Source organism: Pseudomonas japonica (assembly GCF_900188455.1).
GTDB lineage: Bacteria > Pseudomonadota > Gammaproteobacteria > Pseudomonadales > Pseudomonadaceae > Aquipseudomonas > Aquipseudomonas japonica.
Window position 1 is genome coordinate 1 of record NZ_FZOL01000048.1, and the last position, 12,218, is coordinate 12,218.

General features: G+C 63.7%; 12 protein-coding genes. 2 read left to right on the forward strand and 10 right to left on the reverse strand.

Features of this window, described 5'->3' with window-relative positions:
• The 5 genes from CHB99_RS29065 to CHB99_RS29085 form a co-directional block, all read right to left on the reverse strand.
• A partial coding sequence (locus CHB99_RS29065) for an NAD(P)-binding domain-containing protein (RefSeq protein WP_170946423.1) occupies positions 1–230 on the reverse strand: 230 nt, incomplete at its 3' end.
• Between the two features lie 17 nt (positions 231–247).
• Entirely contained in the window at positions 248–1,042 is a 795-nt protein-coding gene (gene mhpD, locus CHB99_RS29070; RefSeq protein ID WP_042123560.1) for a 2-keto-4-pentenoate hydratase, read from the reverse strand.
• A 13-nt stretch (positions 1,043–1,055) separates the two neighbouring features.
• The gene (locus CHB99_RS29075) at positions 1,056–1,913 is read right to left on the reverse strand and encodes an alpha/beta fold hydrolase (protein WP_042123559.1); all 858 of its coding nucleotides are present in this window, start codon (positions 1,911–1,913) and stop codon (positions 1,056–1,058) included.
• A gap of 2 nt (positions 1,914–1,915) precedes the next feature.
• Positions 1,916–2,878 carry a 3-carboxyethylcatechol 2,3-dioxygenase gene (gene mhpB / locus CHB99_RS29080; protein ID WP_042123557.1) on the reverse strand — a complete coding sequence of 321 codons (963 nt, stop codon included), beginning with the start codon at positions 2,876–2,878 and terminating at the stop codon, positions 1,916–1,918.
• A gap of 1 nt (position 2,879) precedes the next feature.
• Positions 2,880–4,547, reverse strand: a complete 1,668-nt coding sequence (locus CHB99_RS29085; protein ID WP_042123555.1) for a bifunctional 3-(3-hydroxy-phenyl)propionate/3-hydroxycinnamic acid hydroxylase — start codon at positions 4,545–4,547, stop codon at positions 2,880–2,882.
• A 343-nt stretch (positions 4,548–4,890) separates the two neighbouring features.
• Here CHB99_RS29085 and CHB99_RS29090 point away from each other — a divergent pair, with 343 nt between their 5' ends.
• Positions 4,891–5,694 (forward strand): DNA-binding transcriptional regulator, encoded by an 804-nt coding sequence (locus CHB99_RS29090; RefSeq protein ID WP_042123553.1) that lies wholly within the window; start codon positions 4,891–4,893, stop codon positions 5,692–5,694.
• A gap of 61 nt (positions 5,695–5,755) precedes the next feature.
• On the opposite strand, the gene CHB99_RS29095 is transcribed toward CHB99_RS29090, so the two are convergent.
• Positions 5,756–6,268, reverse strand: a complete 513-nt coding sequence (locus tag CHB99_RS29095) for a single-stranded DNA-binding protein (protein ID WP_042123551.1) — start codon at positions 6,266–6,268, stop codon at positions 5,756–5,758.
• A gap of 9 nt (positions 6,269–6,277) precedes the next feature.
• On the reverse strand, positions 6,278–7,672 hold the full coding sequence (locus tag CHB99_RS29100; RefSeq protein WP_042123549.1) for an MFS transporter: 1,395 nt from the start codon (positions 7,670–7,672) through the stop codon (positions 6,278–6,280).
• A 128-nt stretch (positions 7,673–7,800) separates the two neighbouring features.
• Between CHB99_RS29100 and uvrA the strand changes: the two genes are divergently transcribed.
• Positions 7,801–10,635 (forward strand): excinuclease ABC subunit UvrA, encoded by a 2,835-nt coding sequence (gene uvrA, locus CHB99_RS29105; protein ID WP_042123547.1) that lies wholly within the window; start codon positions 7,801–7,803, stop codon positions 10,633–10,635.
• Between the two features lie 68 nt (positions 10,636–10,703).
• Here the strand turns inward: uvrA and bfr are convergent, their stop codons facing one another.
• From bfr to CHB99_RS29120, 3 genes are all read right to left on the reverse strand, one after another.
• Positions 10,704–11,168, reverse strand: coding sequence for a bacterioferritin (gene bfr / locus CHB99_RS29110; protein ID WP_042123545.1), 465 nt, complete (start codon positions 11,166–11,168; stop codon positions 10,704–10,706).
• A 239-nt stretch (positions 11,169–11,407) separates the two neighbouring features.
• Entirely contained in the window at positions 11,408–11,794 is a 387-nt protein-coding gene (rplQ, locus tag CHB99_RS29115) for a 50S ribosomal protein L17 (RefSeq protein ID WP_042123543.1), read from the reverse strand.
• Between the two features lie 42 nt (positions 11,795–11,836).
• Positions 11,837–12,218 (reverse strand): DNA-directed RNA polymerase subunit alpha C-terminal domain-containing protein (locus CHB99_RS29120; protein WP_283162631.1); only part of this gene is annotated, 382 nt, incomplete at its 5' end.

Genomic DNA, 12,218 nt, shown 5'->3' on the forward strand with positions numbered 1-12,218 from the left:
GCATCGAAGACGAAATCGATGTCCTGGAACTGTGCCATCCGGGTCAGGCCTTCCACGCCTTCGTGGGTCGTGGCCACGCCCATGCGCGCGGCACGCGCCAGTCCATCGGAGTTCGGGTCGATGCCGACCATCACCGACATTTCCAGGTGCTGCGCCTGGCGCAGGATCTTGATCATCAGGTCGGTGCCGATGTTGCCGGAACCGATGATGGCGACTTTGAGTTTTTTCATTGCAATGCTCTCTTCGTTCACTCGGCGCTGAAGTCCACGGCGACCTGGCCAATGCCATCGATCACCGCTTCGAAACGGTCGCCGGGGGCGACGTTGACCATCGGGCCGAGGGCGCCGGTCAGAATCACGTCGCCGGCACGCAGCGGTTCACCCAGGCGGGCCATGGTCCGCACCAGCCACACCGCGGCGTTCAGCGGATGGCCCAGGCACTGCGCGCCGCTGCCGACGGAAACTTCCTCGCCATTGCGGGTCATGCGCATGGCGGCATTGCGCAGGTCCAGATCGTCGATGCGGCGCAGCGGCCCACCGAGCACGAAGCAACCGCTGGAGGCGTTGTCGGCCACGGTGTCGACGAAGCGGATGTTCCAGCCCTGCACCCGGCTGCCGACGATCTCCAGCGCCGGCATCACCCAGCCCACCGCCGCCAGCACTTCGGCGAAAGTGGTGTCGCCAGCCGGCAGGTCGCGCTTGAGGACCAGGGCGATCTCGGCTTCGATCTTCGCCTGCTGCACGCGACCGAACGGTACGGTCTCGTTGTCGCCGTAGCACATGTCGGCGAACAGGGTGCCGAAGTCCGGCTGGTCGACGCCGAGCTGGGCCTGCACCTTGGGATTGGTCAGGCCGATCTTGCGCCCGACGATACGCCGGCCATCGGCCAGGGCATGGGCTACGTTCAAGCGCTGGATGGCGTAGGCCAGTTCGCCGTTGTCTTCGCCGATGCGCTCGCGCAGCGGCGGGATGCTTTCACCACTGGCTTCGGCCTGGCGCAGTTCGGCGGCCAGTCGTTCCAGGGTCTGTTGGGTAATCGTCATCGTTCGGCTCCGATCAGTGGCTGAGGAAATCCAGGACCATGCGGTTGAAGGCATCGGCATGCTCCCACTGCGCCCAGTGACCGCAGCGGTTGAACACATGCAGTTGCGCGTTGGGCAGGCCGGCCAGCAGGCGCAGCCCGGCATCCATCGGCACGAAGCGGTCTTCACGGCCCCAGATCACCAGGGTCTGGGCGCTGATTTCGTGCAGGCGCGGACCGAAATCGGGGAACTGTTTCGGGTTGGCGGCCAGGCTGGCGACGAAGTTTTCCAAGTGGTCGCGGCGCGCCAGCATGTTGTCCAGACGGGTCTGGAACAGCTCTTCGGTGAGGCTGCTGGCGTCGTGGACGAAGACGTTCATCATCTTCTTCAGGTTGTCGATGGTCGGCTCGCGGTACAGGCCGTTGAGCAGCTTGATGCCCTCGGTGGGCATCGGCACGAACGGACTGGCGCCACCGGTCCCACCGCCCATCAGCACCAGCTTGCCGACCCGCTGCGGGTTGCCCAGGGCGAACGCCACGGCGCTGTGGCCGCCCATGGAGTTGCCGAGGATATGCACGCGGTCGAGATCGAGGGCGTCGAGCAGGCCCTTGAGCGCGCGGGCGTTGAGATCGGAACGCGAGCCGCGACAGACGATCGGGTCGCTTTTGCTCCAGCCCGGGCAGTCCATCAGGATCACCCGGTAGCCGGCGGCGGTCAGCGGTTCGATATTGCGGTTGAAGTTGGCCCAGCCACTGGCACCGGGACCGGAGCCGTGGAGCATGACCACGGTCTCGGCGCCTTCACCGACGTCGTTGTAATGCAGTTGCAGGTCCAGGTCATCTGCCTGGATACGGACGAAACGGCTGCTGGAGGCTTCTGTTGCGTGGGTCATGTTCAGGCTTCCTTCGGGTCGGTGAATGCGGGACGGGCCGCAAGGGCGCCGAAGCCGGCGATCCATTCGGGAATCGGCCGGTAGTAACGGCCGCTGGCGTGGTAGGGGCCGAACGCCGACAACGCGGCGAAGGCGGCGACCCAGGTCTTCACTTCGTGGGTGGACTTGCCGGCCAGGGCCGACAGCTCGGCATTGCCCAGGCCGTCGAGTTCGGCCAGGCGGTTGTCGGCGAGGGCATCGAGGAACTGCTGGTCCCAGACCGGGTTGAGCGGGTGCAGCGAATCCTGGTCCTCGACGAACCGCCGCGCGGCCTGGATCACCCGCTGTTGACGGGCGTCACGCTCGTCCGCCGGGAGGTCGCGGCCACTGCCCATCAGGCGGTCGGCCATGCGCGCGTCGACCTTGGCCAGCTCCGGCACCGGCGGCTGATGCGACAGGCCACCGGAGCCGATGAACAGGACGCGCTTGTTCAAGGTCCGCGCATAGCGGCCTATGGCCTCGCCGAACAGGCGAGCCCGCTGGAAGCTCGGCAGCGGTACCGCCACCGAGTTGACGAATACCGGGATCACCGGACACCGATCGAGGTCGCCCAGCAGCAGTTCCAGGGGTTGGGCGAAACCGTGGTCGACCTGCATGCAGTAGGACACCGCGGCGTCCACACCGGCCGCGAGCACCGCGTCGGCGCAGCCCTCGGCCAGCGCCTGGGGGACATCCAGCGCACCGGCGGCGGTATCGAAATCGCCGATCGCCCGGGCCGCCATGCCGATGCAGAACGATGGCATGACGTCATAGAAGAAGCCGTTGTAGTGGTCCGGGGCGAAGAGGAACACCAGCTCGGGATCGAAGGCTTCGATCTCGGCCCGGGCCCTGGCGATCACACCGTCCACTTCATCCAGCACCGCTTGCGCCGGGTCGACGTAACCCACCAGCGGCGTGTGCGACAGGCATTGCAGAAACGCGCTCATCTCAGGCCACCTTGCTCACGGCGGGCTGTTGCGCTGCCGGCCGGGTGGCGTGGACTGCCAGGGCCAGGGCGTCGCAGGCCTTGCCGAGGGTCTGCGGAATGGCCAGGCCGGCGAGGAAGCGATCCGGACGCACCAGGGCTACCGACGCCGGATAGCGACCGAACCACTCCTTCAGGCGACCGCTGCTGTCGCCAACGCGGATCACCCCGTCGATAGCGTCGCGTCCGGCTTGCAGCTGAACCGCCGGCACCACCTGGATGAAGCGGGTACCCAGGCGTTTCCAGAACGCCACCTGCTCGGCACTCAGGCCCCAGGTCGGATTGGTGCCCCAGGCGATGATCGCGAAGTGATCGCCGATCACGTCGTCGAGCAGCGCCTCGCGCCCATCCTCGGTCTGCACCCGCGGCTGGATGAACATGCGCCCGACCGGCGAGTTGGCGACCGGCGGCGCGTCGCTCACCAGTGCGCCAGCGCTGTACTGCGGCATCGGCTTGAAGCGCATTTCCAGGAAGTAGCGCTTCACCGGCGGCAAGTAGTTCAGCAGCCAGGAAATGCCATCACGCAGCATGCCTTGCCAGCGCTTGGGTGGCGCCAGCACATGACCGGCCAGCACCGACAGATTGATCATCGCCCGGGCATGGTCGCGACGTTCCAGTTCATACGTATCCAGCAGACCGTCGCCGGCCAGGCCCTTGACCACCATCGCCAGCTTCCAGCCGAGGTTGCTGGCGTCGCGCATACCGCTGTTGTAACCCTGGCCCTGCCACACCGGCATGATGTGCGCGGCGTCGCCGGCGAGGAGGATGCGCTTGTCGCGGAACTGCCCGGCCAGGCGCGCGTTGTGGGTATAGACCCGGCTGCGGATCAGCTCGATGTGGTCGGGGTCCGGCAGCACCTTGGCCAGCAGGCGGCGCATGTTTTCCGGCTTGCTCAGTTCGGCTTCGGTCTCGCCGGGCATCACCATGAATTCGAAACGCCGCACGCCATGGGGCAGCGCGGCGGAAACATAGGGCCGCACCGGATCGCAGCACAGGTAGACGTTCGGCGTGCCCAGTGGATCGTTGGCCACATCGACCACGATCCACTGATTCGGCGCGGTCTTGCCCTCGAAGGAAATGCCCAGGGTACGGCGCACGTAGCTGTTGCCGCCGTCGCAGGCCACCAGATAGTCCGCACGGACCGACTCGCGCACGCCGCCGGGACCGTCCATGTGCAGGGTGACGCCGTCGTCGTCCTGGCTGAATGCACTGACATCGCGACTGAACAGCGTGCGCACAGTGGCGAAACGCTGCAGGCCGTCGAGTAGCACCGCATCCACCTGCGGCTGAATGAAGGCATTGCGTCGCGACCAGCCGAACTCGTCGGTCAGCGGCTGGATATCGGCGAAGCAGCGGCCTTTCGGGGTCAGGAAGCGCATGGCATGCCATGGCGTGGTGTGCGGCAGTACGCGATCGACCAGGCCGATGGCCTGCACGGTGCGCAGCGACTCATCGTCGATGCCGATGGCACGAGGGTAGTCGATCAGCGTGTCGAGCTTCTCGATCACCAGCACGTCGATGCCGGACTGGCCCAGGTAGTTGGCGATCGCCAGGCCCACCGGGCCGGCGCCGAGCACCGCGACCTGGGCCTTGTAGTCGGTCTGCGAAGCGGAAGGACTGCTTGTTTTCATTGTTTTTCACCGTATCGAACAGCGTCACGCGCCGCGGTCGGGCAGGCGCCGGACAAGCCGGGGCCGGCCCTCGAACCTGGCAGGTTCGCGGGTTGTGCGGGTTGCAGATGGAAGTCGCTGGGAACCCCGCGCAGCAGTGGCGGGGACGGGCCGTCAGAGCGTCAGGAAGGCGCGTCGGGCAACAGGGAGGCGCAGGCAGGCAGCATGATGATTTCCCCGGTGGCGGGTGTTCGTTCTTGTTGGCGCCCAGTATAAGAAGGCCATTTCTCGTCCTACAATGAAAAACAGCCGCGCTGTGCACTGAGTGCACAGCACTGATTCATAACGATTTTCCGGTGATTTCATGGCCTCTGAAAGCGAGTCCGAATACAAGACGGTACGCGGCCTGACGCGCGGTCTGCTGCTGCTCAACACCCTCAACCACCTCGATGGCGGTGCCAGCCCTACCCGTCTCGCCGAACTGACCGGCCTGCACCGCACCACCGTGCGCCGCTTGCTGGAGACCTTGCAGGAAGAAGGCTACGTACGGCGCAGCGAATCGGACGACAGCTTTCGCCTGTGTCTGAAGGTGCGGGAACTGAGCGAAGGTTTTCGCGACGACCAATGGATTTCCGCCCTCGCCGCGCCGCTGCTGGCCGAACTGCTGCAGGAAGTGGTGTGGCCTACAGACATCTGCACGCTTGATGTCGATGCCATGGTGGTGCGCGAGTCCACCCATCGTTTCAGTCGCCTGTCGTTCCACCGCTCCATCGTCGGTCGGCGGTTGCCGATCCTGCTCACCGCCACCGGCCTCACCTACCTGGCCTTCTGCCCGGACGCAGAACGCGAGCGCATCATCGAACTCCTGGCCAGCCGCGACGACGAAGAGAGCCGTCTGGCGCGCAATCCGGAAGCGCTGGACAACCTGCTGCGCAAGACCCGACATCGCGGCTATGGCGAGAACTTCATGACCTGGAACCAGGAAGAAAAGATCGCCTCGATCGCCGTGCCGATTCGGGGTCGTCAGCAACTGCTGGGGTGTCTGAACCTGGTCTATGTGGCCAAGGCCATGAGCATCGAGCAGGCGGTGGCGCGGTATCTGCCGGCGCTGCAGAGGACGGCGTTGCGGATCGAGGAAGAGGCGATGCAGGCGGAACCGCAGAAATGAAAAAGGCCCGGCTTCATGGGAAGACCGGGCCTTTGGTGTCTAGCGCAGTGGCTGCGACGACTCAGAACGGAATATCGTCATCGAAGCTGTCGAAGTCCGGAGCCGGCTGTGGCGCTGGCTGCTGTGGAGCCGGACGCTGTGGCGCCTGTTGCGGACGCGGAGCCTGCTGGCGTGGTGCCTGAGGCGCCTGGTTGTAGTTGTCACGCGGTGCACCGCCGTCCTGGTTCTGTGGACGACCGCCCAGCAGCTGCATGGTGCCCTGCATGTCGACGATGATTTCGGTGGTGTAGCGCTTGATGCCGTCCTTTTCCCACTCACGGGTCTGCAGCTTGCCCTCGATGTAGACCTGGGAGCCCTTGCGCAGGTACTCGCCAGCGATCTCGGCGACCTTGCCGAACATCGAGACACGGTGCCACTCGGTACGCTCGACCTTCTGGCCGGTCTGCTTGTCGGTCCACTGCTCGCTGGTGGCCAGGCTCAGGTTGGTGACAGCGTTACCGTTCGGCAGGTAGCGAACTTCAGGATCCTGGCCACAGGTGCCGACCAAAATGACTTTGTTAACCCCACGGGCCATAACGTTCTCCTAGGCTTCGCACGCCGCGGACGCCGGATTGACCAGGCGCTCCAGGGTCGAGCGATCCAAAATTTGTGTATCCAGTTTGATATAGATGGCGGCTTCATCTGCCACCACCACTGCGTCGGTCACACCCGGCACGGCCTTCAGGCGCTCGGACAAGCCCGCTTCGCGCAGCGCCTCGGGCGACAACGGCATGCGCAGGCTCGTTACATAAGGTGGTTCGTTCATGGTACCAGCAACGACGAGCCAGAGCGCGCACAAAGCGGCGCAACCGAGGAACACCGTGCTCAGGCCACCGTGCTGGAACATCCAGCCACCGAGTATCCCGCCTAACGCCGCCCCGAGGAACTGACTGGTGGAATAGACCCCCATCGCCGTGCCTTTGCCGCCAGCCGGCGACACCTTGCTGATCAGCGACGGCAACGACGCTTCCAGCAGGTTGAAGGCGGTGAAGAAGACCACGGTGCCGATCACCAGTGCCGACAGGCTGTTCCCCAACTCCCAGAAGAACAGTTCCGTCAGCAGCAAGACACTGACCGCGCCCAGAAGGACACGTTTCATCTTGCGCTTTTTCTCACCATAGATAATGAACGGAATCATTGCGAAGAATGAAATCAGCAAGGCCGTCAGGTACACCCACCAGTGCTCTTCCTTGGGCAGCCCGCCACGCTCGACGAAAGCCAGCGGCAAAGCGACGAAGCTGGCCATGAGGATCGCGTGGAGGACGAAGATACCCACGTCCAGGCGCAGCAGGTCCGGGTGACGCAGGGTCGGACCGAGGGCCTGTTTCGCCACGCCGGACTCGCGGTGATGCAGCAGCGTGTTGGACGCCGGCACCACGAAAGCGATCAGGGCGATGCCCACCAGCGCCAGCGCCGCCGTCGCCAGGAACAGTCCCGACAGGCCGAAGGTGCGGGTCAGCAACGGCCCGACCACCATCGCCACGGCGAACGACAGACCGATGCTCATGCCGATCATGGCCATGGCCTTGGTCCGATGCTGTTCGCGGGTCAGGTCCGACAGCAAGGCCATCACGGCTGCGGAAATCGCCCCGGCCCCCTGCAGGATGCGTCCTGCGATCACGCCCCAGATCGAGTCGGCCTGCGCCGCCAGCACGCTCCCCAGCGCAAAGATCACCAGCCCCAGGTAGATCACCGGGCGCCGGCCGATGCGGTCGGAAACGATGCCGAAAGGGATCTGCAACACCGCCTGGGTCAGACCGTAGGCGCCGATGGCCAGACCGATCAGGGTCGGGGTCGCGCCGGCCAGGTCCATGCCATAGGTAGCCAGTACCGGCAGGACCATGAACATGCCCAGCATACGGAAGGCGAACACCAGGGCCAGACCGCCTGCGGCGCGGGTTTCGCTGCCGCTCATGCGTTCGCTGTGGGGATCGTGCATGGATTAACCTCGTGTGAACCGGCGGCGATTCTACCAGTCCCATCGGTTAACGGCATCTACGCGACGCTTTGCCGCGCACTGACGACGAGCCGTATACTTGCGCGTTTAGCCCGCCAAGCGAGGCCGTAGTGGACAAGATCCTGATTCGTGGGGCGCGTACCCACAACCTGAAGAACATTGACCTGACTCTGCCCCGGGACAAGCTGATCGTCATCACCGGCCTGTCCGGCTCCGGCAAGTCCTCGCTGGCCTTCGATACGCTCTATGCCGAGGGCCAGCGGCGTTACGTGGAGTCGCTGTCGGCCTATGCCCGGCAGTTCCTGTCGATGATGGAAAAACCCGATGTCGACACCATCGAAGGCCTGTCGCCGGCGATTTCCATCGAGCAGAAATCCACCTCGCACAACCCCCGCTCCACCGTCGGTACCATCACCGAGATCTACGACTACCTGCGCCTGCTCTATGCCCGCGTCGGCACACCACGCTGCCCGGATCACGATATCCCCCTGGAGGCGCAAACGGTCAGCCAGATGGTTGACCTGGTCCTGGCGCAGCCGGAAGGCAGCAAGCTGATGCTCCTCGCGCCGGTGGTGCGCGAGCGCAAGGGCGAACACCTGGCGGTGTTCGAGGAACTGCGCGCGCAGGGCTTCGTCCGCGCGCGGGTCAACGGCAAGTTGTTCGAACTGGACGAATTGCCCAAGCTCGACAAGCAGAAGAAACACAGCATCGATGTGGTGGTGGACCGCTTCAAGGTCCGCGCCGATCTGCAGCAGCGCCTGGCCGAGTCCTTCGAGACCGCGCTGAACCTGGCCGACGGCATTGCCCTGGTCGCGCCGATGGACGACGAGGCTGGCGAAGAAATGATCTTCTCCGCACGCTTCGCCTGCCCCATCTGCGGCCATGCGATCAGCGAGCTGGAACCCAAGCTGTTCTCCTTCAACAACCCGGCAGGCGCCTGCCCGACCTGCGATGGCCTGGGGGTCAAGCAGTTCTTCGACACCAAGCGCCTGGTCAATGGCGAGCTGACCCTGGCCGAAGGCGCGATCCGTGGCTGGGACCGGCGCAACGTCTACTACTTCCAGATGCTCGGCTCGCTGGCCGCGCATTTCGGCTTCAGCCTGGAAGAGCCGTTCAATCAACTGCCCGCCGACCGGCAGAAAACCATCCTGCATGGCAGCGGCAACCAGAGCGTCGACTTCAAGTACCTCAACGACCGTGGCGACATCGTCAAGCGCTCGCACCCGTTCGAAGGCATCGTGCCGAACCTGGAGCGACGCTATCGCGAAACCGAATCCGCCACCGTCCGCGAGGAACTGGCCAAGTTTCTCAGCACTCAGCCCTGCCCGGACTGCCGCGGCACCCGCCTGCGTCGCGAGGCGCGGCATGTGTGGGTCGGCGAGAAGACCCTGCCGGCGGTCACCGGCCTGCCGATCGGCGATGCCAGCGAGTACTTCGGCGGGCTGAAGCTGACCGGTCGCCGAGGCGAAATCGCTGACAAGATCCTCAAGGAAATCTGCGAACGCCTGCAGTTCCTGGTGAACGTCGGCCTCGACTACCTGACCCTCGATCGCAGCGCCGACACCCTGTCCGGCGGCGAGGCCCAGCGTATCCGCCTGGCCAGCCAGATCGGCGCCGGCCTGGTCGGGGTGATGTACATCCTCGACGAACCGTCCATCGGCCTGCACCAACGTGACAACGACCGCCTGCTGGCAACCCTCAACCATCTGCGCGACATCGGCAACACGGTGATCGTGGTCGAACACGACGAGGACGCCATCCGTCTCGCCGACTACGTCGTCGACATCGGTCCCGGGGCGGGCGTGCATGGCGGACAGATCGTCGCCGAGGGTTCGCCGGCCGAGGTCATGGCCCACCCCGACTCGCTGACCGGCATGTACCTGTCCGGACGCAAGAAGATCGTCGTGCCGGCCAAGCGCACGCCGCGCAACAAGAAGCTGTCGATCAAGCTCAAGGGGGCGCGGGGCAACAACCTGCAGAACGTCGACCTGGAAGTCCCGATCGGCCTGCTGACCTGCGTGACCGGTGTGTCCGGCTCCGGCAAGTCGACCCTGATCAACAACACCCTGTTCCCTCTGGCCGCCACCGCGCTGAACGGTGCCACGACCCAGGAAGCGGCCGCCCACGACAGTTGCGATGGCCTGCAGCACCTGGACAAGGTGGTGGATATCGACCAGAGCCCGATCGGTCGGACCCCGCGCTCCAACCCGGCGACCTATACCGGGCTCTTCACGCCGATCCGCGAACTGTTCTCCGGTGTACCAGAGGCACGGGCACGGGGCTACGGCCCGGGGCGCTTCTCGTTCAACGTCAAGGGTGGTCGCTGCGAAGCCTGCCAGGGCGACGGCCTGATCAAGGTGGAGATGCACTTCCTGCCGGACATCTACGTGCCCTGCGACGTCTGCAAGAGCAAGCGCTACAACCGCGAAACGCTGGAGATCAAGTACAAGGGCAAGAACATCCACGAGGTCCTGGAAATGACCATCGAGGACGCCCGTGGGTTCTTCGAAGCCGTACCGGCACTGGCGCGCAAGCTGCAGACGCTGATGGACGTCGGCTTGTCCTATATCAAACTCGGACAGTCGGCGACCACGTTGTCGGGAGGGGAAGCGCAGCGGGTCAAGCTATCCCGCGAGCTGTCCAAGCGCGATACCGGCAAGACCCTGTATATCCTCGACGAGCCGACCACCGGTCTGCACTTCGCGGATATCCAGCAATTGCTCGACGTCCTGCACCGCCTGCGCGATCACGGCAATACCGTGGTGGTGATCGAGCACAACCTGGACGTGATCAAGACCGCCGACTGGCTTGTGGACCTTGGTCCGGAAGGTGGCTCCAAAGGCGGGCAGATCATCGCCTGTGGTACGCCGGAGGAATTGGCGAAGATGAAGCAGTCCCACACCGGGCACTACCTCAAGCCGCTGCTGGGGCGTGATCGGGCCTGATTCCCGCGGCCAGCAAAAAGCCCCTGCCGTGTTGAACGACAGGGGCTTTTTGTTGAGCGCCGGAAAGATTACATCTGCGATTGCAGGTAGTTCTCCAGGCCCAGCGACTTGATCAGGCCCTGCTGCTTCTCCAGCCAGTAGGTGTGATCTTCTTCGGTGTCGGCCAGTTGCAGGCGCAGGATATCGCGGCTGATGTAATCCTTGTGCAGCTCGCACAGCTCGATGCCTTTGCACAGTGCGGCGCGAACCTTGTACTCCAGGCGCAGGTCGGCGGCGATCATGTCCGGGACGCTGGTGCCAACGTCCAGATCGTCAGGACGCATGCGCGGGGTGCCCTCGAGCATGAGGATGCGACGAATCAGGGCATCGGCGTGCTGCGCCTCTTCTTCCATTTCGTGGTTGATGCGCTCGTAGAGCTTGCTGAAGCCCCAGTCTTCGTACATCCGCGAATGGATGAAATACTGATCGCGTGCCGCCAGTTCGCCCGTCAGCAACGTGTTGAGATAATCGATTACGTCCGGGTGACCTTGCATCGTCCCGCATCTCCCTGTGTGAAAGCCATAGTGTGAACCAGGATGACCAGGAGGTCACTGAGAATTGCGCAAAAAGCGTAAAAAAGCGGGTGAACAGTAGTGATTTTCATTGAAAAACCAGCCAAATGAGGCGAGTTCTTCTTATCATTTCGACTCTGACGCAATACCGCTTTGCATCACTGACTGCAGAAAACAAAAAACCGGGCACGAGGCCCGGTTTCTTGTTCAGACTGAACGTCTTATTCAGCAGCTTCTACCGAGCCACCGACAGCACGATCAACCAGCTCGACGTACGCCATAGGCGCGTTGTCGCCAGCGCGGAAACCGCACTTCAGGATGCGCAGGTAGCCGCCCTGACGGGTGGCGTAGCGCTTGCCCAGATCGTTGAACAGCTTACCAACGGCTTCTTTCGAACGAGTACGGTCGAAAGCCAGACGACGGTTAGCTACGCTGTCTTCCTTGGCCAGGGTGATCAGCGGCTCGGCAACGCGGCGCAGTTCCTTGGCTTTTGGCAGGGTAGTCTTGATCAGCTCGTGCTCGATCAGCGACACCGCCATGTTCTGGAACATGGCCTTGCGGTGAGAGCTGGTACGGCTCAGGTGACGTCCACTTTTACGATGACGCATGATTCATTCCTTACCAAACACTGCGTTCGGTGATTACGACGATCAGGCAGTCGCCTTGTCGTCTTTCTTAAGACTTGCAGGCGGCCAGTTGTCGAGGCGCATGCCGAGGGACAGACCACGGGAAGCCAGAACGTCCTTGATTTCAGTCAGGGACTTCTTGCCGAGGTTCGGAGTTTTCAACAATTCTACTTCGGTGCGCTGAATCAGATCGCCGATGTAGTAGATGTTCTCCGCCTTCAGGCAGTTGGCCGAACGTACGGTCAATTCCAGATCGTCAACTGGGCGAAGCAGGATCGGATCGATCTCGTCTTCCTGCTCGACCACCACGGGCTCGCTGTCACCTTTGAGGTCGACGAATGCAGCCAACTGCTGTTGCAGGATGGTTGCAGCACGACGGATAGCCTCTTCAGGATCCATGGTACCG